This window comes from Mesorhizobium sp. M8A.F.Ca.ET.218.01.1.1 (genome assembly GCF_004791165.1).
In the GTDB taxonomy this organism is placed as follows: domain Bacteria; phylum Pseudomonadota; class Alphaproteobacteria; order Rhizobiales; family Rhizobiaceae; genus Mesorhizobium.
Window position 1 is genome coordinate 873,369 of sequence record NZ_SRUZ01000001.1, and the last position, 21,955, is coordinate 895,323.

At 64.5% G+C, this 21,955-nt stretch carries 22 protein-coding genes; 13 read left to right on the forward strand and 9 right to left on the reverse strand.

Annotated features, from left to right (window positions below; genetic code table 11):
* The 7 genes from EN861_RS04125 to EN861_RS04155 all read left to right on the forward strand — a co-directional run bounded on the left by EN861_RS04125 (position 1) and on the right by EN861_RS04155 (position 8,959).
* Positions 1-723, forward strand: a complete 723-nt coding sequence (locus tag EN861_RS04125) for a nucleotidyltransferase family protein (protein ID WP_189343573.1) — start codon at positions 1-3, stop codon at positions 721-723.
* Positions 720-3,854: a double-strand break repair protein AddB gene (gene addB / locus EN861_RS04130; protein WP_135862510.1), complete on the forward strand. Its 3,135-nt coding sequence runs from the start codon at positions 720-722 to the stop codon at positions 3,852-3,854. Before EN861_RS04125 ends, addB begins: the two co-directional genes overlap by 4 nt.
* On the forward strand, positions 3,851-7,357 hold the full coding sequence (gene addA / locus EN861_RS04135; protein ID WP_135862512.1) for a double-strand break repair helicase AddA: 3,507 nt from the start codon (positions 3,851-3,853) through the stop codon (positions 7,355-7,357). Before addB ends, addA begins: the two co-directional genes overlap by 4 nt.
* 74 nt (positions 7,358-7,431) lie before the next feature.
* Positions 7,432-7,755 (forward strand): thioredoxin, encoded by a 324-nt coding sequence (trxA, locus tag EN861_RS04140; RefSeq protein WP_015314366.1) that lies wholly within the window; start codon positions 7,432-7,434, stop codon positions 7,753-7,755.
* A gap of 131 nt (positions 7,756-7,886) precedes the next feature.
* Complete coding sequence (locus EN861_RS04145) at positions 7,887-8,168, forward strand: cupin domain-containing protein (protein ID WP_127280590.1); 282 nt, start codon at positions 7,887-7,889, stop codon at positions 8,166-8,168.
* Between the two features lie 132 nt (positions 8,169-8,300).
* Positions 8,301-8,549, forward strand: coding sequence for a plasmid stabilization protein (locus tag EN861_RS04150; RefSeq protein ID WP_127280589.1), 249 nt, complete (start codon positions 8,301-8,303; stop codon positions 8,547-8,549).
* Complete coding sequence (locus tag EN861_RS04155) at positions 8,546-8,959, forward strand: type II toxin-antitoxin system VapC family toxin (RefSeq protein ID WP_127280588.1); 414 nt, start codon at positions 8,546-8,548, stop codon at positions 8,957-8,959. The genes EN861_RS04150 and EN861_RS04155 overlap by 4 nt, the downstream gene beginning before the upstream one ends.
* An 89-nt stretch (positions 8,960-9,048) precedes the next feature.
* On the opposite strand, the gene EN861_RS04160 is transcribed toward EN861_RS04155, so the two are convergent.
* From EN861_RS04160 to EN861_RS04180, 5 genes are all read right to left on the reverse strand, one after another.
* Positions 9,049-10,374 carry a folylpolyglutamate synthase/dihydrofolate synthase family protein gene (locus EN861_RS04160; protein WP_135862515.1) on the reverse strand — a complete coding sequence of 442 codons (1,326 nt, stop codon included), beginning with the start codon at positions 10,372-10,374 and terminating at the stop codon, positions 9,049-9,051.
* Positions 10,375-10,526: 152 nt separating this feature from the next.
* Positions 10,527-11,453: an acetyl-CoA carboxylase, carboxyltransferase subunit beta gene (accD, locus tag EN861_RS04165; RefSeq protein ID WP_135862517.1), complete on the reverse strand. Its 927-nt coding sequence runs from the start codon at positions 11,451-11,453 to the stop codon at positions 10,527-10,529.
* Between the two features lie 48 nt (positions 11,454-11,501).
* Entirely contained in the window at positions 11,502-12,341 is an 840-nt protein-coding gene (gene trpA, locus EN861_RS04170) for a tryptophan synthase subunit alpha (protein ID WP_135862519.1), read from the reverse strand.
* Positions 12,342-12,403: 62 nt separating this feature from the next.
* On the reverse strand, positions 12,404-13,654 hold the full coding sequence (gene trpB, locus EN861_RS04175; protein WP_135862522.1) for a tryptophan synthase subunit beta: 1,251 nt from the start codon (positions 13,652-13,654) through the stop codon (positions 12,404-12,406).
* A 91-nt stretch (positions 13,655-13,745) separates the two neighbouring features.
* Complete coding sequence (locus EN861_RS04180; protein ID WP_127279845.1) at positions 13,746-14,405, reverse strand: phosphoribosylanthranilate isomerase; 660 nt, start codon at positions 14,403-14,405, stop codon at positions 13,746-13,748.
* Positions 14,406-14,517: 112 nt separating this feature from the next.
* Here EN861_RS04180 and EN861_RS04185 point away from each other — a divergent pair, with 112 nt between their 5' ends.
* The gene (locus tag EN861_RS04185; RefSeq protein WP_135862525.1) at positions 14,518-14,736 is read left to right on the forward strand and encodes a hypothetical protein; all 219 of its coding nucleotides are present in this window, start codon (positions 14,518-14,520) and stop codon (positions 14,734-14,736) included.
* A 39-nt stretch (positions 14,737-14,775) separates the two neighbouring features.
* Here the strand turns inward: EN861_RS04185 and EN861_RS04190 are convergent, their stop codons facing one another.
* The 4 genes from EN861_RS04190 to EN861_RS04205 form a co-directional block, all read right to left on the reverse strand.
* Positions 14,776-15,534 (reverse strand): M48 family metallopeptidase, encoded by a 759-nt coding sequence (locus tag EN861_RS04190; protein WP_135862527.1) that lies wholly within the window; start codon positions 15,532-15,534, stop codon positions 14,776-14,778.
* A 99-nt stretch (positions 15,535-15,633) separates the two neighbouring features.
* Positions 15,634-16,116: a DUF2852 domain-containing protein gene (locus EN861_RS04195; RefSeq protein WP_015314375.1), complete on the reverse strand. Its 483-nt coding sequence runs from the start codon at positions 16,114-16,116 to the stop codon at positions 15,634-15,636.
* Between the two features lie 117 nt (positions 16,117-16,233).
* Positions 16,234-17,376, reverse strand: coding sequence for a benzoate/H(+) symporter BenE family transporter (locus tag EN861_RS04200; RefSeq protein ID WP_135862529.1), 1,143 nt, complete (start codon positions 17,374-17,376; stop codon positions 16,234-16,236).
* 2 nt (positions 17,377-17,378) lie between these two features.
* On the reverse strand, positions 17,379-18,146 hold the full coding sequence (locus EN861_RS04205) for an alpha/beta hydrolase (RefSeq protein WP_135862532.1): 768 nt from the start codon (positions 18,144-18,146) through the stop codon (positions 17,379-17,381).
* 220 nt (positions 18,147-18,366) lie between these two features.
* On the opposite strand from EN861_RS04205, the gene infC reads away from it, so the two are divergent.
* From infC to pheS, 5 genes are all read left to right on the forward strand, one after another.
* On the forward strand, positions 18,367-18,903 hold the full coding sequence (gene infC, locus EN861_RS04210) for a translation initiation factor IF-3 (RefSeq protein ID WP_010912915.1): 537 nt from the start codon (positions 18,367-18,369) through the stop codon (positions 18,901-18,903).
* A 241-nt stretch (positions 18,904-19,144) separates the two neighbouring features.
* A complete protein-coding gene (locus EN861_RS04215; protein WP_127873321.1) occupies positions 19,145-19,771 on the forward strand; it encodes an isoprenylcysteine carboxylmethyltransferase family protein in 627 nt (208 codons plus the stop codon).
* Between the two features lie 183 nt (positions 19,772-19,954).
* Positions 19,955-20,158, forward strand: coding sequence for a 50S ribosomal protein L35 (gene rpmI, locus EN861_RS04220; protein ID WP_006201248.1), 204 nt, complete (start codon positions 19,955-19,957; stop codon positions 20,156-20,158).
* A gap of 19 nt (positions 20,159-20,177) precedes the next feature.
* On the forward strand, positions 20,178-20,579 hold the full coding sequence (gene rplT / locus EN861_RS04225) for a 50S ribosomal protein L20 (RefSeq protein ID WP_006201247.1): 402 nt from the start codon (positions 20,178-20,180) through the stop codon (positions 20,577-20,579).
* A 305-nt stretch (positions 20,580-20,884) separates the two neighbouring features.
* Positions 20,885-21,937, forward strand: a complete 1,053-nt coding sequence (pheS, locus tag EN861_RS04230; RefSeq protein ID WP_245511840.1) for a phenylalanine--tRNA ligase subunit alpha — start codon at positions 20,885-20,887, stop codon at positions 21,935-21,937.
* Positions 21,938-21,955: the final 18 nt, after the last annotated feature.

Below are 21,955 nucleotides of genomic sequence, written 5' to 3' on the forward strand. Positions count from 1 at the left end.
ATGAGACCGGACATCGCCATCGTACTTGCCGCGGGGCTTGGCAAGCGCATGCGGCCGATCACCGACACCATCCCCAAACCGCTGGTTCGGATCGCCGGCAAGACGCTGCTCGACTGGGGCCTCGACAGCCTGGCCGCGGCCGGCGTCGGCACGGCGGTGGTCAATGTCCATTACCTTCCCGAACAGATCGTCGCCCATGTCGCCGCGCGCCGCGCGCCGCGCATCGTCATTTCCGATGAAAGCGACCGGCTGCTCGATTCCGCCGGCGGCATCGTCAAGGCGCTGCCGGAACTCGGCCAACAGCCGTTCTACATCCTCAACGCCGATACATTCTGGATCGACCACGGCCCGCTCAATCTCAGGCGGCTCGCCCTTGCATGGGACGCGGCGAAAATGGATATTCTGCTGATGCTGGCGGATCTCCATCAGGCGACAGGCCATTGTGGCAGCACCGATTTCCTGGTGGCGCCGGACGGCGCGCTGCGGCGTTCGAAAGGCGATCCTGCCGGCCTGATCTATGCCGGCGCCGCGATCATCCATCCGCGCCTGTTCAAGGACGCAACCGCCGAACCGCATTCGCTCAACGCCTATTTCGACAAGGCGATTGCCCGCGGCCGCCTGTTCGGCATGCCGATGCATGGCCACTGGATAACCGTCGGCACGCCCGACGCCATTCCGCTCGCCGAAGACGCGGTGGCCGGCGCACTCATCGGATCGCAATGAGCGGCTCAAGCCGCGTTTTTTCCATTCCCTCCGGAGCGCCGTTTCTGCCGACGCTGGCCGAGGCGCTGCTTGCCGGCCGGCTTGTCCCCGGGTTTCGTTTCGACGGCGATCCGCTCGCTCTGGCCGACGTCACCATCTATGTGCCGACGCGCCGTGCCGCACGTGCCCTGCGCGGCGTGTTCGTCGACAGCCTGAAGGCGCGTGGCGGCGGCGGTTCGGCGATCCTGCCGGTGATCCGTCCGCTCGGCGAATTCGACGAGGATGAAGCCTTGTTCGAGGCCGAGCCATCGGCGGCAATCGATCTGGCGCCGCCGATCGCCGCCACCGAACGGCTGTTGCTGCTAACGCCGCTGGTGCGGGCGTGGAAACGCCGGTTGCCCGCCCATGTCGCGGCGCTCTTCGCCGAGGAGATCGTTGTGCCTGCCTCCACCGCCGACGCGATCTGGCTGGCGCGCGATCTGACCGGACTGATGGACGAGATCGAGACGGAAGGCACCGACTGGGCCAAACTTGCCGGCCTGGTGAGCGGGAACCTTGCCGGATGGTGGCAGGTGACGCTCGAATTCCTCGGCATCGTCACCGATGCCTGGCCGAAATTCCTCGAAGAAAGCGACCGCTCCAACCCGGCAGCGCATCGCAGCGCCTTGATCCGCGCCGAGGCCGCGCGGCTGCGGCGCAATCCGCCCGCCGGGCCGGTCATAGCCGCGGGGTCCACCGGTTCCATCCCCGCCACGGCGGAGCTGCTTGCGACCATCGCCGGCCTCACCGGTGGCGCCATCGTGTTGCCCGGGCTCGACCAGTTACTGGACGAAGCCTCCTTCCAGGCGCTCGTGGCGCCAGGCGCGCGTCCAGCCGTGCTTGGCCATCCGCAATACGGCCTGGCGAAGCTGATCGGCAAGATTGGCGTGCTGCGCGGCGATGTCGAGGAGATCGGCGCGGCCGAGCCGAAGCTCGCGCTCCGCGCGGCCCTTGTCGGCGAGGCGTTGCGGCCGGCCGAGACCACCGAATTGTGGGCGGAGACGCGAAACGGGTTTTCAGCGTCCGATATTGCCGCCGCCTTCGCCGACGTGACGCTGCTCGAAGCGGCAAGCGAGCGCGACGAGGCCGTCGCGATCGCGGTCGCACTCAAGCAGGCCGTGGAAGAACCCGGCCAAAGGGCCGCTCTCGTGACCGGCGACCGCGCCCTGGCGCGCCGCGTCAGTGTCGAGCTCAAGCGCTTCGGTGTCGTTGCCGACGATTCCGGCGGCACGCCGCTTTCCAACACGCCGGCGGCCAGCCTGCTCAGGCTGGCGCTCGAGGCGGTGTTCCGGCCGGGAGATCCGGTCGGCCTGTTGTCGCTGCTCAAGCATCCATTGCTCGGCCTCGGCCTGGAACGCGGCGATGTGCGCCACGCGGCGGAATTGGTCGAACTGGTGGCGCTGCGCGGCGGCACCGGCCGCCCCGACATTGCGTCGCTGCCGGACCTTTTCGAAGCCCGCCTCACCGGCCTTGGCGATGACAGCCGGCCGCCCTTCTGGTTTGCGCGGCTGACCGTGCGCTCCATCGAAGGCGCGCGGAATTTGCTTGAACGTCTCAAGCAAGCGCTGGCGCCGCTTTCAGCCTTTCGGGGCCAGGCGGAAGCCGGCCTTGCCGCGCTGGTCGAGACCAGCGTCGTTGCCCTGGAGAATCTCGGCAGTTCCGCCGATGGCGGCCTTGGCGAACTCTACGCCGGCGATGCCGGCGAAAAGCTCGCCGACCTTTTGCGCGGGCTGGTCGCGGCTTCGGCGCCGCTGTCGTTCGCGGCAATCGAATGGCCTGACGTGATGGAGGCGCTGATCGCGCCCGAGACCGTCAAGCCGGCGCAAGGCACCGACAGGAACATCGCCATCTGGGGCGCGCTGGAAGCCCGGCTGCAGCATGTCGACACACTGGTCATCGGTGGGCTCAACGAAGGGGTCTGGCCGCGCAAGCCGGAGAGCGACCGCTTCATGTCGCGGCTGATGAAGACCGGCATCGATCTCGAACCGCCGGAGCGGCGCATCGGCCTCGCCGCGCATGACTTCCAGATGGCCATGGGTGCCAGGAAGGTGCTGCTGGCGCGCTCGGCGCGCGCCGGCGACGCGCCCGCCGTGCCGTCGCGCTGGTTGCAGCGGCTGCTCACCTTCATCGGCAACGACCAGGCGACAGCGCTGCGCCGGCGCGGCGATGAATTGCTTGCCTGGGCACGCGCGCTCGACACAGGGCCGAAGCGGGATTTCGCGCCGCGGCCGCAGCCGAAACCGCCATTGCCGGTTCGCCCGGGCCATTTCTCGGTCACCGAGATCGAGACGCTGCGCCGCGACCCCTACGCCATCTACGCCCGAAGGATCCTCGGCCTGATGCCGCTCGATCCGCTCATCCGTGATCCGGGCGCGGCCGAGCGCGGCACGCTGTTTCACGCCATCCTGCATCTCTTCTCCTCCGAGGTGGCCGACCCGCGCGCGCCGGACGCGCTGGCCGGGCTCATCGCCGCCGGCCGTGCCTGTTTTGCCGAGGCGGCGCTTCCGGCCGATGTCGAGGCCGTGTGGTGGCCGCGTTTCGAAAAGCTCGCCGCCAACATCATCGAATGGGAGCGCACGCGCGCCGATGCGGTGGTCCAGCGGCATGCCGAGGAGAGGGCTGGGAAAACCGTCGTCGGACAGTCCGGGGTGACGCTGTCCGGTTACGCCGACAGGGTCGACCTGCTGGCCGGCGGCATGGCCGACATTCTGGACTACAAGACGGGTTCCTCGCCTTCGAAGGCCCAGGCGCATACGCTGCTGGCGCCGCAACTGGCGCTGGAAGGCGCGCTGCTGAGGCGTGGCGCGTTCAAGGATCTGGGGGCGCGCGAGCCGTCGCAACTGGCCTTCATCAGGCTGAAGCCGAATGGCGAGGTATTCGAGGAGTCCATACTCGAACACAACCGCCAGCCACGCACCGCGGCCGACCTCGCCGAAGAGGCCTGGGCGCGGCTGGAAAAGCTGCTGATCCATTATGCCGACCCGGCGACCGGCTATCTGTCGCGCGCGCTGCCGTTTCGCGAAGGCGAAACCGACGGCGACTACGACCACCTCGCCCGCGTACTCGAATGGTCCGCCGGCGGAGACGCCGGGGACGAGGGCGGAGAGGCATGAAGAAAGCCTATCCGATCCCGACCGACACGGCTTCGAGCCAGGCCGGCGCCGCCGATCCCGGCAATTCCGCCTGGGTGTCGGCCAATGCGGGATCGGGCAAGACCCATGTGCTTGCCCAGCGCGTCATCCGGCTGCTGCTCAACGGCACCGACCCGTCGAAGATATTGTGCCTGACCTATACGCGCGCCGCGGCCGCCAACATGTCGAACCGGGTTTTTTCCACGCTGTCGGAGTGGACGACGCTTGGCGACGCGGAGCTGGCGTCCAAAGTCGAGGCGCTGGAGGGGCGCCGGCCCGATCGCGGCACCATGCGCAGAGCCCGCCGCCTGTTCGCCGAGGCCCTGGAAACGCCCGGCGGGCTGAAGATCCAGACGATCCACGCTTTCTGCGAATCCGTGCTGCATCAGTTCCCGCTGGAAGCCAATATCCCCGCCCATTTCGAAATGCTCGACAGCCAGATGGAGGCCTCGCTTTTTGCCGCCGCGCGCCGCGAGATGATCTCGGCCGCCGGCGACAGGGCCCTGGCCGAGGCCTTCGCCACTGTCCTGGAGCGCGGCGGCGAAGCTGGTCTCGACGCCCTGCTCGGCGAGATCGTGCGCAAGCGCGACGGGTTGCGCGATTTCCTCGATGCCGTCGGGCGCGACGGCTTCCAGCCCTTGTTCGATGAGTTCCATTTCCGCCCCGGCCAGACCGCGGAAGGCATAGCGGCGTCGATATGGCCGCTGCCCGGCTTCCTGCCGGACTATTTTGCCGGCTTTGTCCAGGCAGCCGAAGCCACCGACGCCAGATCGGTGCTGAACAACATCCTGCCCTATGCGCGCCAGGCTTTCGCCGAGGGCGATCCCGTTCGTCGGCTGCAACTCCTGGCAAGAGCCTTCCTCAAGACCGATGGCGATCCCTATGATCCGGCAAAGGCCTTCAAGAAGGCGCTGGCCGACCGGCTGCCGGACCTGGCCGAGCGCTATCTCTCGGCGGCCGGCGCCATCATGGAGACCGTCGACCGGCTGGCGCTGTTCCGGATGCTGGAGGGCACACGCGCGGCCTTGACCATCGCCGACTGGCTGATCGCGCGCTACGAAGTGCTGAAACGCAGCCGCGGCTTTCTCGACTTCAACGACCTGATCACGCGCACGGTGAACCTTCTGGCGCGGCCCGATGCCGGCCCGTGGGTACAGTACAAGCTCGACCAGGGCATCGACCACATTCTGCTCGACGAGGCGCAGGACACCAGCCCGGATCAATGGGAAGTGGTGAAGCGGCTGGCGGAAGAATTCTTTGCCGGCTTCGGTGCGCGCGATCGGGTCCACCGCACGGTCTTTGCCGTCGGCGACGAGAAACAGTCGATTTATTCCTTTCAGGGTGCCGCCCCGGACTCCTTCGCCGACAGCCGGCTGTTGTTCGCCGGGCGGGTGCGCGAGGCCGATGCATCCTTCGCCGACCTCAAGCTGACCTGGTCGTTCCGCTCCACGGACGATGTGCTGGCCGCCGTCGACCGCGTCTTTGCCGATCCGACCGTGCGGCGCGGCATCAGCCACGACCCCGATCCGCTGAACCACAAGGCGATCCGCACCGATGCGCCGGGCTATGTCGAGGTGTGGCCGTCGATCGGTGCCGGAGCCGTCGACGAGCCCGACGACTGGACGCAAGCGATCGACCATGCCCATGCGCCGGCGGTGCGCGTCGCCGAGAATGTCGCGGCCACCATTGCCGGGTGGATCGGCATGGGCGAAATCATCGAGGGCCGTGGCAAGCGGCTGCGGCCGGGCGACGTGCTGGTGCTGGTGCGCAAGCGCGACAGTTTCGTCCACGCGCTGACCCGCGCGCTCAAGCGTTGCGACATTCCGGTCGCCGGCGCCGACCGGCTGAGCTTGCCCGGCCATATCGCGGTCAAGGATCTGATCGCGCTCGGCCATCTGCTGATCCAGCCGCAGGATGACCTGTCGCTCGCCGCCGTCCTGCGCAGCCCGATCTTCGACCTGCCGGAGGAGAGGCTGTTCACGCTCGCCGCGCAGAGGCCGGCCGGCGTGTCGCTGGCGGCATCGCTGCGCCAGCAAGCCGGCGACGACGAAGCCCTCGCAAAGGTCGTCGCTCAGCTTGACCTCTGGGCTGATGAGGCCGCCTTCAAGCCGGTGTTCGAGTTCTATGCCGGCCTGCTGGCGCGCGATGGCGTGCGCCGCAAGATGGTCGCCCGGCTCGGGCCGGAAGCCGGCGATATTCTCGATGAGTTCCTGAGCTTCTGCCTTGCGGACGAGCGGACCGGCCTGCCCGGGCTGGAAGCCTTCCTGTCGACGCTGGAAAACGCCGGCCCCGAGATCAAGCGCGAGATGGATCAGACCCGCGACGAGGTCCGGGTCATGACCGTGCACGCCGCCAAGGGCCTGGAGGCGCCGGTGGTGTTCCTGGTCGACGGCGGTTCCGCTCCCTTCAGCGACCAGCATTTGCCGCGCCTGATGCCTTTCGAGGGATCGGGCAGGCATTGGGACGGCAAGGGCTATCTCTGGCGTTCGGCCAGCGACGTCGCCAACGGCTTTTCGAAAACGGCGGCTGCTCGCGCCCGCGAACTCGCCGACGATGAATACCGCCGGCTGCTCTATGTCGGCATGACGCGCGCGGAGGACCGGCTGATCGTCTGCGGTTATCACGGCAAGCGGGCGCCGAACACCGGAACCTGGCATTCGATCGTCAGCCGCGCGCTGATCGGTGCGCCGGAAAGCGAACAGCGTCCGCACCCCGCCGGCGGCGAGCCGGTGCATCGTTTCCATGTCACCAACTTGCCGCCGGTCGCGCCAGGCGTCAGTGAACAGGCGCGGCAAGCCGATGCTTTCGGCCCGCTGCCGGCGACCCTGTTCCGGCCCTTGCCGCCTTTCGAGGACCTGCCGCGACCGTTGTCGCCATCGGGCGCCTCGGCGCTGATCGAGGAAGGCAAGGAAGCGGTTGTCGACAAGGCCTCGCCGGTGCTAGACGCCGATGCCGAGCCGGGTTTTGCCGTGATGCGCGGGCTCGCCTTGCACAAACTGCTGCAGATGCTGCCCGGCATGGCCGAGAGCGGCCGCCAAAGTGCGGCGGAGCGTTACCTCTCGCGAACGGGTGCGGGGTGGCCGCAAGCCGAGCGTGAAAAGGCCCTGGCGTCGGTCATGGCCATCCTTGCCGACCCCGGCCTCGGTCAACTGTTCGCGCCCTCGTCACGTGCAGAGGTCGCGATCATGGGCAGCCTGGAGGTCAAGGGCAAAATTCGCTCCATCTCCGGCAAGATCGACCGGCTGGCGGTGACGCCGGATACGGTCTCGATCGTCGACTACAAGACCAACCGGCCCGCACCCGCCTCCCCGGCCGAGGTCCCCCCGGCCTATCTGCTTCAGCTCGCGCTCTATCGCGCCCTGCTGCAGCCGCTTTATCCAGGGCGGGAAATCAAGGCGGCCCTGCTGTTCACCGAAGCGCCGAGGCTGATCGAGCTCCCGGCCCGGGCCATGGACGACGCCCTTGCCCGACTCACGGGAGCGTGACACAAGAACTGCTTGAAGAAGGGCGCGGCAACCACCACATTTGGTGCGACGAAAAATTTCGAAAGGATTTCCGCATGACCACCGTCAAGGTCGACAAGAACAATTTCCAGGCCGATGTGCTCAATGCCCAGGTACCGGTCGTGGTTGATTTCTGGGCGGAGTGGTGCGGCCCCTGCAAGATGATCGCACCGGCGCTTGAGGACATCGCCACCGAACTCGGCGCCAAGGTCAAGATCGCCAAGCTCAACATCGACGAGAATCCCGAGCTTGCCGCCCAGTTTGGCGTGCGCTCGATCCCGACGCTGATGATCTTCAAGGGCGGCGAAGTGGCCGACATCAAGGTTGGCGCCGCGCCCAAGACCGCGCTGTCGCACTGGGTCAATGGCAATCTCGCCTGATACCATTTGAATTCGAAGCATTGAGCCCGGCCATCGCGCCGGGCTTTTTGTTGGCGCCATCGGTGCGCCGCTCTGGCACTCACATCGGCGCCCTCCATGTCTTCTGTTGGCGGCAGAAGCAGGAGAGAGAAATGACCGGATCCGCCAAGGCCACAGTCTTCATCGACAATGAGCGCGTCATCGTCACCGAATACCGCTTCCAGCCGGGCGACAACACTGGCTGGCATCGCCACGGCCACGACTATGTCGTGGTGCCGCTGATGGACGGCAAGCTGAAGCTGGTGACCAAGGACGGTGAAACCTTCGCCGATATGAAGAAAGGTTCCCCCTATTTCCGCAAGGAGGGCGTCGAACACGACGTCATCAGCGCCAATGACGGCGAGTACGCTTTTATCGAGATCGAGCTGAAATAGGGCCATTCGCTCGCCGATAGTTACACCGGGAGATTCATCGACTGATCGGCACGATGTGCTGGCATGCCATCCCCTGCCATCTTGATGGCAGGTGCTGATCGGTCTATATCTCTTTCCAAACGGGAGTTTGACATGGCCGAACCACAGCTCTCAGTCCGCAGCGCAAAAGCACGCGACCTGGCTCACAGACTGGCTCGTCGCGAAAATCGTTCGATAGCCGATGTGGTCGAACGTGCGCTTGAATCATACGAAATCCGTGAAGCGGGCCGCGAACCCGCATCAACCTTCTATGCCAGCCTGATCGCGAGCGCCGGCGTCGACATCGATCTGGAGGAAGTTATTCACGAAGCTCGCCAGGTTCATTCAGGGCTTGAGCTTTGATTTTCGTCGATACCAACGTGATTTCGGAGTCCTTCAAGAAGGCGCCGAACCCGGCCGTGCTGGCGTGGCTCGTCCGCAACGACGCCGAACTGGCCCTTCCCACGGTGACGATTGCGGAAATCGCCTTTGGCATTCAAAAGATACGGCCCGATGAGCGAGCCGATCGGCTGGAGCAGGGACTTTCACGATGGCGCCATCGATTTGCCGACCGGATTTTTGGGCTGACGGAAGAAGCTGCCTTGGCTTATGGCGAGATCATGGGGTTCGCCACGCGCCAAGGCCGCGGCATGTCAGCTCCCGGTGGCATGATCGCGGCAATAGCGCGGGTGAATGGTGGTCGACTGGCAACGCGCAATCTCAATGACTTTAGTGCCACCAGCCTTGACCTAATCTCGCCGTGGGACTTCTGAACCGCCCTCGGATCTTTCGGTCAAAAGCGAGATAGCAGAATTCCGCCGCAGGCGTCTAAAGATGCAAGGCGTCGAAACTGTAGCCGCCCTCAGGTCGGCGGCGTGCCGTTTTCAGCCAGCACCGCACCGGCCAGATAGAGGGACCCGCCAATCAGGATGCGTGGCGGCGGGCCGTCCCAGGTGTCGCGCAGCAGCATGAGCGCGCTGGCGACGGAGCTTACCGGTTCGGCCGTCAGTCCGGCTTCCGTGGCGCGGACCGCCAGTTCGTCGTTCGGCACGCCGGCATCGCTCTGGCTCACTGGCACCGTGTAGACATGCCTGACCAAGCCCTTGAAGGCGCGGAAATAGCCGCTCTGGTCCTTGGTGTTGATCATGCCCGAAATGAGGAACAGCGGGCGCGGGTTCTTTTCTTCCTGCTCGGCCAGCGCTTCGGCGACGACCACGCCGGCGCCCGGATTGTGGCCGCCATCGAGCCAGATGTCGGCGCCCTTCGGCGCCAGTTCCGCCAGCCTGCCCTGCCCCAGCTTCTGCATGCGGCCGGGCCAGGCGACACTGGTCATCGCCTTCTCGGCGGCGCGGTGGCTGATCTCGAAGCCGGCGGCCTTGACCGCGGCGATCGCGGCGGCGGCATTGGCGAACTGGTGGCGACCGGGCAGGCGCGGCGACGGCAGGTCCATCAAGCCATCATCGTCCTGGTAGACCATGCGGCCGTTTTCCTCGAAAGCGAGAAAATCCTGGCCATAGACGAGGGTCGGGCATTCCAGCCGCTCGGCGGTGTCGATCAGCACCTGCAGCGCCGTCTCGCTTTCCTGGGCGCCGATGACCACGGGACAGCCGCGTTTCATGATGCCGGCCTTTTCGGCGGCGATCAGCTCCACACGGTCGCCGAGATAGGCCTCGTGGTCCATCGACACCGGCATGATCACCGACACGGCCGGCCGCGCGATGACGTTGGTGGCGTCGAAGCGGCCGCCAAGACCGACCTCGATGATGGCGGCATCGGCCGGATGTTCCGAGAACAGGATGAAGGTGACGGCGGTGAGGATTTCGAAGACGGTGATCTTCTGGCCTGCATTGGCCTTGGCGACTCGGGCGATGGCCTCGGCGAAGATGTCATCGTCGACCAGCCTGCCGCCGCCCTCGGCGGCCAGCCTGTAGCGCTCGTGCCAGCTGACCAGATGCGGCGAAGTGTGGACGTGGACGAGGCGGCCGGAAGCTTCCAGCAGCGCCCGCGAGAAGGCGGCGCAGGAGCCCTTGCCGTTGGTGCCGGCAATGTGGATGACCGGCGGCAGCAAATCCTGCGGATTGTCCAGCCGCTCCAGCAGCCGCGTGATGCGATCGAGCGAAAGGTCGAAGCCTTTCGGGTGAAGCGCCATCAGGGCTTCGATTTCGCGGTCGGCGGCAAGCGTCGTCATGGCACAATCCCGGCGCATGGCCCGAGAGCCAGAATCGCTCCCGCAATGACCACGGCTATCAAAAGGCTACAGCGCGTCATGGGCGGCGCGCAATCGCTGTTCGCGGCGGCCAATGTCGCGCCAGGCCGGGCTCACCTCCGGCCATCGTAGCGTCAAGCCTGTGGCCGGGCTTCGGCGGCAAGCACGGCCGGCGGCAGGATTTCCGGTTCCAGCGGCTTTTGCTCTTCCGGCATCTTGAGCAGCATCTTGAGCAGACGCGCGATCGTCTGGCGCATCTCCAGCCGGGACACCACCATGTCGACCATGCCATGCTCCATCAGATATTCGGCGCGCTGGAAGCCGTCCGGCAATTTCTCGCGGATGGTCTGCTCGATGACACGCGGCCCGGCAAAGCCGATCAGCGCGCCGGGCTCGGCAATGTGCACGTCGCCCAACATGGCGTAGGAGGCGGTGACGCCGCCGGTGGTCGGATTGGTCAGCACGACGATATAAGGGAGGCCGGCTTCCTTCAGCCGGTCGACGCCGACCGTGGTGCGCGGCAATTGCATGAGGGACAAAATACCTTCCTGCATGCGGGCGCCGCCGGAAGCGGCGAACAGGATCAGCGGCCGCTTGCGTTGCAAGGCGACCTCGAAGCCATGTACGATGGCATCGCCAGCCGCCATGCCGAGCGAGCCGCCCATGAAGGCGAAATCCTGCACCGTCACCACCACCGGCAGGCCCTCGACGGTCCCCAGCGCATTGATGATGGCGTCTTCCAGGCCGGTCTTGCCCTTGGCGTCCTTCAGCCGGTCGACATAGCGCTTCTCGTCGCGGAATTTCAGCGGATCCTGCATGACCTTGGGGTTGTCCAGGGTCTCGTACTTGCCGTCATCGAAGAAGAATTTCAGCCGCTCCTTGGCCGAGATCTTCATGTGATGGCCGGAGGACGGGATGACGAACTGGTTGGATTCCAGATCCTTGTGGAACACCATCTCGCCGGTCTCGGGATCCTTGATCCAGAGATTCTCGGGCATGTCGGTACGCCGGCCGAGCATCGAGTTGATCTTCGGGCGAACGTAATTGGTGATCCAGTTCATCGCTTCGGCTCCTGTCCTGACGAAGAGTTGGGTAAAGACGTAGGAAAACTATTCGGCAGCAGCAAGGCGGGCCGAGCGCACGCCTTGCGCCAGGCCGCTGACCAGCGTGGCGACGGCCTCGGCCGGATCGGCGGTCTTTTCGCCCTTCGGCCCCAGCACATTGGCGACCGCGTTGACGATCGCCGTGCCGACGACGACGCCGTCGGCGTTGGCGCCGATGACGCGCGCCTGTTCGGCGGTCTTGACGCCGAAGCCAACGCAGACAGGCAGGTCGGTGTGACCCTTGATGCGCTTGACCGCCGACGCCACCTTGCCGGTTTCGGCGAGTGCCGCACCGGTGATGCCGGTCATCGAGACGTAGTAGACGAAGCCGGACGTGTTCTGCAGCACCTTGGGCAGGCGCTTGTCGTCGGTGGTCGGCGTCGCCAGCCGGATGAAGTTGATGCCGGCCTTCAGCGCCGGAATGCACAGCTCCTCATCCATCTCCGGCGGCAGGTCTACGACGATGAGCCCATCGATGCCGCTCGCCTTGGCGTCGACGAGGAAGCGGTCGACGCCGTAGATGTAGATCGGGTTGTAATAGCCCATCAGCACGATAGGCGTTTCGTCATCGCCAGCGCGAAAGTCGGACGCCAATTTCAGCGTCTTCACCAACGTCTGGCCGCCCTTCAGCGCGCGCAGGCCGGCGGCCTGAATCGCCGGGCCGTCGGCCATCGGGTCGGAGAACGGCATCCCCATCTCGATCACGTCGGCACCCGCCTTGGGCAGCGCCTTCATGATCGACAGCGAGGTTTCATAGTCGGGGTCGCCACCCATGAAATAGGTGACGAGCGCCGGGCGGCCCTCGGTCTTCAGCTTCGCCATGCGGCGGTCGATGCGGGTGGTCATGTCTGGCCCTTTGGACGAATTTTGCTCATAATCAACTCCCAAATCGAAACTGTCCAAAGGGCCTAGATCTCCATGCCCAGCATCGAGGCCACCGTGTGCACGTCCTTGTCGCCACGGCCGGACAGGTTGACGATGACGATCTGGTCCTTGTCCATGGCGGGTACGATCTTGACCGCATGGGCGATGGCGTGCGCCGATTCCAGCGCCGGGATGATGCCTTCGACGCGCGTCGTCAGCTTGAAGGCTTCGAGCGCCTCGTCGTCGAGGATCGGCACGTATTCGACACGGCCGGAATCGCGCAGCCAGGAATGCTCCGGACCGACGCCGGGATAATCGAGGCCGGCCGAGATCGAATGGCCGTCCATGATCTGGCCGTCGGCGTTCTGCAGGAGATAGGTGCGGTTGCCGTGCAGCACGCCGGGAGAGCCGGCATTCATCGAGGCGCAATGCTCGATGCCGTCGAGACCGCGCCCGCCGGCCTCGATACCGATGATGCGGACTTGCCTGTCATCGAGGAAGGGATGGAACATGCCGATGGCATTGGAACCGCCACCGACGGCGGCGATGATGGTGTCGGGCAGCCGGCCTTCCTGTTCGAGGATCTGCGCGCGTGCCTCGGTGCCGATTACCGACTGGAAGTCGCGCACCAGTTCCGGATAGGGATGCGGGCCGGCGGCGGTACCGATCAGGTAGTAGGTGTCCTCGACATTGGTCACCCAATCGCGGAGGGCTTCGTTCATGGCGTCCTTCAGCGTGCCGTGGCCCGCGGTCACCGGCCGCACTTCGGCGCCTAGCAGCTTCATGCGGAAGACATTGGGGCTTTGGCGGGCAACGTCGGTCGCGCCCATATAGACGACGCAGGGAAAGCCGAAGCGGGCGGCGACGGTCGCGGACGCCACGCCATGCTGGCCGGCGCCGGTCTCGGCGATGATGCGCTTCTTGCCCATGCGCTTGGCCAGCAGGATCTGGCCGAGGCAATTGTTGATCTTGTGCGAGCCGGTGTGGTTCAAATCCTCGCGCTTGAAATAGACTTTCGCGCCGCCCCCGAGGCCCTTCGCCGAGGAAACGTCACGAAGATGCTTCGTCAGGCCTTCAGCGAAATACAGCTTTGACGGCCGCCCGGCATAGTGGGTGGACAGATCGGTCAGCTCGGCCCTGAAATCCGGATCGTTCTTGACCTCGTTCCAGTTTTTCTCCAGGTCGAGGATGAGGGGCATCAGCGTTTCGGCAACGAAACGGCCGCCGAAAATGCCGAACATGCCCTGCTCGTCGGGTCCAGTACGGAAGGAATTGGGTGTCGCCGGCTTGTTCATCGCCGATCTCCTAGATCTGTACTTTGAGCATGTCCCTGTCGGAAAACCGGGTTCCCGCTTTTCCGGGACATGCTCAGGGTTCGAAATTTGTTCAGGCGGCGCGGTCGTCCCGCGCGGCCCTGACGGCCCGGAAAAACTGTTCGATCAGCGCCGGATCCTTGACGCCCGGCGCGCTCTCCACGCCCGAGGAAATGTCTATTGCGGGCGGGTTTGCAAGCCGAAGGGCATCGCCGATGTTGGCGGCGTTGAGCCCACCGGAAAGCATGTAATCGATCCCGGCGTCAAGGCCGGCAAGGATACGCCAGTCGAAGGCGACGCCATTGCCGCCCGGCAGTTCCGAGCCCTTCGGCGGCTTGGCGTCGAACAGGAAGCGGTCCGCGATGCCGACGAACGGCTTTATCCGTTCGAGATCGGCAGCCTCGCTGAGCGGCAACGCCTTCATCACCGGCAGGCCATGGCGGGCTTTCAGTTCGGCCACTCGCTCGGGGGTTTCGGAGCCGTGCAATTGCAGCATGTCGGGCCGCATCTTTTCCACGATTTCATTGAGGAAGGCGTCATTGGCGTCGACGGTGACGGCAACCGCCAGGGCCTTGCCGCGCGCCGCTTCGCGCAGACGGCCGGCTTCGGCCGGTTCGACATAGCGGGGGCTTTTGGCGAAGAAAATGAACCCGACATGGCTGGCGCCGCCGGCAAGGGCCGCAGCCACTGCCTGGTCGGTCTTCAAGCCGCAGATCTTGATATCGAGCGCCATGGCGCGGGAATTGACATGAAAAGCGCCAAGAGTCGAGAAAAAGCATGCTGTTTGCCGGCAAGGCCAAAGGCGCTACCTATGGATGGACAGCATGCAAGGCGGGAGCACAGCCATGGCCGACCAGACCGTTGCCGAACTGAAGCAGAAGATCGCGCAGGCGCGCGAGGTCATCGCGCATCTCATGGACAAGGCCGCCTTCAACGGCGCCGAAGCACATCGGGCTCTGGACTATTTTGGCGGCGATGCCTTCGACCGCAACTTTCTGCCCTGGCCGCATCATGGCGATGAAGGGTTGCGGCCGGATGAGCTCAATGCGGCGAATGACGATTGAGTGCGTGGCCGGTAGCTGAAACGCCGCCGTCCGCTATCCCTATTCGAAAACGATCGCCTGCAGGGCGCCGCCGTTGCGCTTCAGCCAATCCTTGCAGCGGTCCGTGTCGGGGCAGAGCTTTTCGCACAATTTCCAGAATTTCGGGCCGTGGTTCATCTCCTTGAGATGCGCCACTTCATGCGCGACGAGGTAGTTTATGACAGGCTGCGGCGCCATCATGATGCGCCAGGAGAAGGACAGATTGCCTTCCGAGGTGCAGGAGCCCCAGCGGCTGGAAGTGTCCTTGTAGCGGATCGCCTTGGCGCGCTTGCCGAGCGCTTCCGTATGCCTGACCACCAGCTTCTCGATATCCTTCTTGGCCTCGCGCTTCAAAAAATCGGCGATGCGGCGCGGCAGATGGATGCGCTCGCCATGCACGATCAGCAGCGGGCCGCGCTCGTCGCGCGATATGGTGACGGTGCCGCGCTTTGACGGTTCGTGGACAACGCGGTGCGGCACGCCGCGCACCGGGATCTTGATACCTGGTCTTACTTGAGGACGAGCAGGCACCTTGGCCAGGCGCTGCTCCAGCCAGTCCTGGTGGCGGTCGAGGAACCTGTCCACCTCGCCGCGGCGCAGGCCCGGCGGCACGGTGATGCGCAGGCCCTGACCGCCGGAATCGATACGCAGCGTCAGGCGCTTTGCTCTGGCGCTCTCGACGATCTTGAGCGGCAGCGTGCGCCCGGCGACACAGTATTCCCGTTCCACGGCAGGCGTGGGCTTGGGCTTCGTCAGATTGCGGAAGAACCCGATGGTCATGGCCGGACGATACGCGATTCGAGGAAAACGAATAGAACAAAAAAGAAACGGCGCCGCTCGCGCGACGCCGTCATCATACCTTGGCCCTGTCGCTGGGCCTCAGTCGTCGAGCAGGTTCGAGCCTTTGCCACGCTTGGTGGGGGCCGTTCCGGTGCTCGGGTCGGTTTTCGCCGGAGCCGTCGACTTGTTGCGGTTGGCCATGAACCGGTCGAACTCGTCCTGATCCTTGGCGCGGCGCAATTCACGAGCGTATTCGTCGAACTGGGTCAACATCTCGTCGAGCTTGCGGCGCTCTTCGTTCAGACGCTCAAGCTCCTTTTCGCGCCAATCGTCGAAAGCGACGTTGCCGGTGCGAGCGGAGCCATTGCCCCAGCGCGCGGCCTTGTCGGAACCACGGCGGCAGCCGGCGAAGATGCCGTCGGTCGCACGGTTGACGTCACGCTTGAAGCCCTCGAGCCGGTCGCCCCAGATGATGTAGGCGAGCATGGCGAAGCCGAGCGGCCAGAACACCATGAAGCCGATCACCATCAACGCGATGGTCGCCGGCGTCCAGGCCGGGCGGATCAATGCAGATGTGTTCATTTTCTCCCATTCCTTCGGTTGGAGACAGCCAGGACCGGCTGCGTGGAATCGAAATGGGAAGGCGAAAACGGCGATTCAAGACAATGTCCGCCAAAACCGAACAAGGTTCTGAAATGATTATCGCTTTTTGAGCATATCGAGGAAAAGCACGACCAGCCCGGCGACAAGGCCCCAAAAAGCCGCGCCGACGCCGAACAGCGTCAGCCCGGAGGCGGTGACGACGAAGGTGACGGTGGCGGCCATGCGGTTGCCTTCGTCCTTGAGCGCAATCGCCAGCGCGTTGGCCAGCGAGGCCATCAGCGCCAGGCCCGCCACCAGCACGATCAGGCTCTGCGGCAGGACGGCGAAGATCGCCACCAGCGAAGCGCCGAAAATCGCGAAGATCAGATAGGCAAGCGCATAGAACGGACCCGTCTTCCAGCGCTCGGCGGGGTCGGGATGAACGTCAGGTCCGGTGCAAATGGCCGCCGAGATGGCCGCCAGATTGGTGGTTCCGGCCCCGAACGGCGCCGACAGCAGCGAAAACAGGCCGGTGATACCGATCAGCGGCCCAGGTTCAGGGTGGTAGCCGGCCGCCCGCAATACCGCCAGCCCCGACAGGTTCTGCGAGGCCATGGTGACGAGATAAAGCGGCAGCGCCAGCCCGATAATCGCCTTGGCGGTGAAATGGGGAGCAATAAACGTCAGCGTCGACAGTTCGGGCGCGGGCAAGCCGCCGACACGGCCGGTAAGGAAGGCGGCAAGGCCGCCGCCGACCAGCACCGCCAGTACCGACAGCGCCGGATTGAACAGCCGGATGACAAAGAATGCCGCGATCAGCGGCAGGATGAGCCAGGGGTCCGCCGGAATGGCTTTCATGGCATTGATGGCGAACGTGACGACGATGCCGGCCAGCATGCCTGAGGCGACCGAAGCCGGTATTCTCGATATCAGCCGGGTCAGCGGCCCAAACAGGCCGGTCGCGACCAACAGCACGCCCGTGACGATATAGGCGCCGACGGCCTCGCCCATCGAAAAGCCGCTCGAGGCGGCGACCAGTGCCAGGCCCGGCGTCGACCAGGCAGTGATGACAGGCATTTTCGTGCGCCATGACAGCAACAGGCACTCGACCGTCATGGCCAGGCAGATCGCCGTCACACCGCTCGCCGTCTCGACCTGCGTCGCGCCGACCGCCTTGGCGGCGGCGATGACGATGGCCAGCGTGCCGCCGAAACCGACGATTGCCGCGACAAAAGCGGAGATCGGGATGGAAAGGCGCATCGTCACTTGCCTCGTCCGGCGATGTCGCCGACCGCCCGCACCAGCATGTCGAGATCCTGCGGGCGCGACAGGCGATGGTCGCCGTCGGGGATCAGCGACAGCGTGACATCGTCGGCCGGCAGCAGGGCGGCGAGCTTCAACGCGTGGCTCGATGGCACGTCCGCATCGGCCAGCCCCTGCAGGATGTGAACCGGGCAATGCGTGTCGATCGGCCCGGTCATCACCCGGTTTTCGCGCCCGTCGTCGATCAGCGCGCGCGTGTAGACGTAAGGCTCGGCGGAATAGTCCGACGGCTCCGCGAAGAACCCCTTTTCGGCGAGGTCGCGTTTCTGCGCCTCGGTCAGCACCGGCTCGATCAGGTCGCTGGTGAAATCGGGTGCCGGCGCCAGCAACACCAGGCCGACGACGCTTGCATCGCCCGCCTTGCGCAACTCCTGCACCATGCGCAGCGCGATCCAGGCACCCATCGACGAGCCGACCAGGACCTGATCGCCCTTGGCGAAATGCCGGAAAACCGCAAGGCTTTGCGCAAGCCATTTCGAGATCGTACCGTCGGCGAAGGCGCCGCCGGATTCGCCATGGCCCGAATAGTCGTGGCGCAGGAAGGCCCGGCCTTCCCGTGCCGCCCAGTCCGACAGCGTCTCGGCCTTCGTGCCCAGCATGTCCGACTTGTAGCCGCCGAGCCAGACGATGCCGGGCGTCGCGCCACCCGCATGGCGCACGGCGATATCGGATCCATCAACATCAAGAAAGGTCGGAGCGGCGGTCATGGCTGTGGGGCGGTCCTGGTTTTTTTCACGCCTCGCTTTTGGCACGGCCAAAGGCAAGGCGGAAAGTGCTCGCGATGTTTCTTTGCTTGGCACAGGCTCGTGATCAGGTGATTTCTTGAGAACGCTGTGCTATTGACTTGCGCCGCGCGCTTCCCACATTGGCGCGTCCGCACACAGATTCATACGAACCCTGAACGAAACGGCCAAGGAGACCACGACCATTCGCAGACCTTTCAAAGCAGCGGCGCCGACCAAGGATGGGCCGCGCTCCAACCGTGACATCCGGGTTCCCCGGGTCCAGCTTATCGACGCCGAAGGCCAGAACCGCGGCGATGTTTCCATCAACGACGCATTGCTGCTCGCCGAAGAGGCCGGGCTCGATCTGGTCGAAATATCGCCCAACGCGGTGCCCCCCGTCGTAAAAATCCTCGATCTCGGCAAATTGAAATACGCCAACCAGAAGAAGGCGGCCGAGGCGCGCAAGAACCAGAAGGTCATCGAGATCAAGGAGATCAAGATGCGCCCGAACATCGACAGCCATGACTACGAGACCAAGATGAAGGCGGTTCGCCGCTTCTTCGAGGAAGGCGACAAGGTCAAGCTGACGCTGCGCTTCCGCGGCCGCGAGATGGCGCATATGGAACTCGGCATGCAGCTTCTGAACAAGGTGCGCGAGGAAGTGGCGACCATCGCCAAGGTGGAAGCCGAGCCGAAGCTCGAAGGTCGCCAGATGATGATGGTGTTGGCGCCGCGCTAAGCAGACTCCGGTCGCTTCGCAACGCGTCGTCTGCATAGTTTCCATGGTTGTCGCGGGTTCTCACCGCAAAACCGTGGGCACTTTTGCGGAACCCGCTTGGATCACGATGACGTCAGGCCTCGTCATCGCGCCAAAATCCGCCTGAATTGTGCTACAGAGGCGTCCCGACGACCGGCGGGACGCCTATTCCTGGCTAGAGCTGCGATCGCCGGCCAGGCTCCTCGACGATCGGATCCCAATCTTGGACACAGAATACAAACACGGGCTGGGCAACTACCAGCAGATGCGCCGGCTGGTGCTTGCCGTGCTCGTGGTGGTGCTGTTTCTGGCATTGCTTTTCGGCCAGTCGACCTTCCCGCCGGACACGCCGGTCCATGAATCGATCGAGATGTTCGGCGTGCTCTTGATTTTCCTCGGCATCGTCGGGCGCCTGTGGGCGACGCTCTATATAGGCGGACGCAAGTCGTCCGAGGTGGTGACCGGCGGCCCCTACTCGATCACCCGTAATCCGCTCTACGTGTTCTCAACCGTCGCCGCCGCCGGCGTCGGCGCGCAGATCGGCTCGTTCTCCGGCATCATCCTTTTCGCGGTTCTGTGCGCCGGTGCCTTCCATATCGTCATCCTGCGCGAAGAAAAATTCCTCAAGGAGGCGCTCGGCGCACCCTATGCGGACTATCTGGCGCGCGTGCCGCGCTTCTTCCCCAAGCTTTCGCTCTACCAGGAAGGCGACACCGGCAGCTTCAAGCCGCGCCTGCTTTTGACCACACTGCTCGACGGGCTGGTGTTTCTCATTGCGCTGCCGGCTTTCGAACTGATCGACGGCGCGCAACTGTCGGGCGTGCTGCCGGTGTGGTTCAGGCTGCCCTGAGAGGGGACAGTGCGTCGCACGGCCTGAGGTGTTGCGCCCGCGCCATCTTTGATCTATAGCACCGCCGTTCCAAGAAAACCGCCCGGCAGGGCATGCCGTGGCGGTTTCATTTGCTTTTCGGGCTTTGGTCGGCCCGGAGCGAACAAGAAGCGCGATCGTGCGCCAACAATACGGAGTAGCAAAATGCCCAAGATGAAGACCAAATCGGCCGCCAAGAAGCGGTTCAAGATCACAGGTACGGGTAAAGTCCTGTCGGCTGCGGCCGGCAAGCGTCACGGCATGATCAAGCGTTCCAACAAGTTCATTCGAAATGCCCGCGGCACGATGGTTCTGGCTGAACCGGATGGCAAGAAGGTCATCAAGAATTTTCTTCCGAACGGCCTTTAAGTTTTAAGGAGATCATGACATGGCACGCGTAAAAAGAGGCGTCACCTCGCACGCCAAGCACAAGAAGGTCCTGAAAGCCGCCAAGGGTTTTTACGGCCGTCGCAAGAACACCATCCGCATCGCCAAGCAGGCGGTGGAAAAGTCGCTGCAGTACGCTTACCGCGACCGCAAGAACCGCAAGCGCTCGTTCCGCGCGCTGTGGATCCAGCGCATCAACGCCGCGACCCACGAGCACGGCCTGACCTATGGCCGTTTCATCGACGGTTTGAACAAGGCCGGCATCGAGATCGATCGCAAGATCCTGTCCGACATGGCCATCCACGAGCCTCAGGCTTTCGCCGCCCTGGTCGCCAAGGCCAAGGTCGCGCTCGAATACCTGAAGAACACCACGCCGAACGCTTTTGAAAGCGCTGTCGCCTAGAGCATGATGCCAAAAAGTTTCTGACTTTTTGGACAACATCATGCTCCAGGGAAATTAGCGAGGAGCGCGATCTTTTCCGAAAAGTCTGCAACTTTTCGGGATCGGGCTCCGAGCCCAGCGCTTCCCAAGCATTCGCAATTCTGATTTGGGGAACCCGCGCTGGCACGGCCGGCGCGGGTTCTTTTGTCTCTGATGCCTGAACTTTCAACTTAGAAGTGACTTTCACTTTAAAGCTGACTTCCAACGTAGCGAGTTTGACCGTGAACGACGCAACTACCGGCTTGGATACGCTCGAAAATTCCCTGATGGCTGAGATCGCGTCGGCCGCCGATGAGCCGGCCATCGAGGCCGTGCGCATCGCTGCCTTCGGCAAGAAGGGCACCGTGTCCGAGATGCTGAAAACCCTTGGCGCCATGACCGCCGAGGAGCGCCAAGTCAAGGGCCCCGCCATCAACGGCCTCAAGAACCGCGTCACCGAGGCGCTGACGGCCCGCAAGGCTGATCTGAAGGATGTGGCGATCGCCGCCCGGCTGGCCGCCGAAAAGGTCGACGTGACGCTGCCGGTGCGGCAGTCGCCGGCCGAGCGCGGCCGCATCCATCCGATCAGCCAGGTCATCGACGAGATCGCGGCGATCTTCGGCGATCTCGGCTTCGCCATCGCCGAAGGTCCCGACATCGAGACCGACTACTATAATTTCACCGCGCTGAATTTCCCGGAGGGCCATCCGGCGCGTGAGATGCACGACACCTTCTTCTTCCAGCCGGACGAGAAGGGCGAACGCAAGCTGTTGCGCACCCACACCTCGCCAGTGCAGATCCGCACCATGGAGAAGCAGAAGCCGCCGATCCGCATCGTCATTCCCGGCAAGACCTACCGCCAGGATTCCGACGCCACCCATTCGCCGATGTTCCATCAGGTCGAGGGGCTGGTGATCGACAAGTCGGCCAACGTCGCCAACATGAAGTGGGTGCTGGAAGAGTTCTGCAAGGCCTTCTTTGAAGTGCCGCAAGTCAAGATGCGCTTCCGGCCGTCCTTCTTCCCGTTCACCGAACCGAGCCTCGAGGTCGACATCCAGTGCGACCGCTCAAGGCCAGGCGAGGTGCGCTTCGGCGAAGGCTCCGACTGGATGGAGATTCTCGGCTGCGGCATGGTGCATCCCAATGTGCTCAGGGCCGGCGGGCTCGACCCCGACGAATACCAGGGCTTTGCCTGGGGCATGGGCATCGACCGCATCGCCATGCTGAAATACGGCATGCCGGACCTGCGCGCCTTCTTCGACGCGGATGTGCGCTGGCTGTCGCATTACGGCTTCCGGCCGCTGGACATGCCGACGCTGTTCGGAGGCTTGAGCGCGTGACACCCCTGAAGACTCCTG

Bases quoted from the DNA above. Each gene is read 5' to 3' on its own strand.
- EN861_RS04125 (WP_189343573.1), top strand. From the start codon at position 1: ATGAGACCGGACATCGCCATCGTACTTGCCGCGGGGCTTGGCAAGCGC.
- addB (WP_135862510.1), top strand. From the start codon at position 720: ATGAGCGGCTCAAGCCGCGTTTTTTCCATTCCCTCCGGAGCGCCGTTT.
- addA (WP_135862512.1), top strand. From the start codon at position 3,851: ATGAAGAAAGCCTATCCGATCCCGACCGACACGGCTTCGAGCCAGGCC.
- trxA (WP_015314366.1), top strand. From the start codon at position 7,432: ATGACCACCGTCAAGGTCGACAAGAACAATTTCCAGGCCGATGTGCTC.
- EN861_RS04145 (WP_127280590.1), top strand. From the start codon at position 7,887: ATGACCGGATCCGCCAAGGCCACAGTCTTCATCGACAATGAGCGCGTC.
- EN861_RS04150 (WP_127280589.1), top strand. From the start codon at position 8,301: ATGGCCGAACCACAGCTCTCAGTCCGCAGCGCAAAAGCACGCGACCTG.
- EN861_RS04160 (WP_135862515.1), bottom strand. From the start codon at position 10,374: ATGACGACGCTTGCCGCCGACCGCGAAATCGAAGCCCTGATGGCGCTT.
- accD (WP_135862517.1), bottom strand. From the start codon at position 11,453: ATGAACTGGATCACCAATTACGTTCGCCCGAAGATCAACTCGATGCTC.
- trpA (WP_135862519.1), bottom strand. From the start codon at position 12,341: ATGACCACCCGCATCGACCGCCGCATGGCGAAGCTGAAGACCGAGGGC.
- trpB (WP_135862522.1), bottom strand. From the start codon at position 13,654: ATGAACAAGCCGGCGACACCCAATTCCTTCCGTACTGGACCCGACGAG.
- EN861_RS04180 (WP_127279845.1), bottom strand. From the start codon at position 14,405: ATGGCGCTCGATATCAAGATCTGCGGCTTGAAGACCGACCAGGCAGTG.
- EN861_RS04185 (WP_135862525.1), top strand. From the start codon at position 14,518: ATGGCCGACCAGACCGTTGCCGAACTGAAGCAGAAGATCGCGCAGGCG.
- EN861_RS04190 (WP_135862527.1), bottom strand. From the start codon at position 15,534: ATGACCATCGGGTTCTTCCGCAATCTGACGAAGCCCAAGCCCACGCCT.
- EN861_RS04195 (WP_015314375.1), bottom strand. From the start codon at position 16,116: ATGAACACATCTGCATTGATCCGCCCGGCCTGGACGCCGGCGACCATC.
- EN861_RS04200 (WP_135862529.1), bottom strand. From the start codon at position 17,376: ATGCGCCTTTCCATCCCGATCTCCGCTTTTGTCGCGGCAATCGTCGGT.
- EN861_RS04205 (WP_135862532.1), bottom strand. From the start codon at position 18,146: ATGACCGCCGCTCCGACCTTTCTTGATGTTGATGGATCCGATATCGCC.
- rpmI (WP_006201248.1), top strand. From the start codon at position 19,955: ATGCCCAAGATGAAGACCAAATCGGCCGCCAAGAAGCGGTTCAAGATC.
- rplT (WP_006201247.1), top strand. From the start codon at position 20,178: ATGGCACGCGTAAAAAGAGGCGTCACCTCGCACGCCAAGCACAAGAAG.
- pheS (WP_245511840.1), top strand. From the start codon at position 20,885: ATGGCTGAGATCGCGTCGGCCGCCGATGAGCCGGCCATCGAGGCCGTG.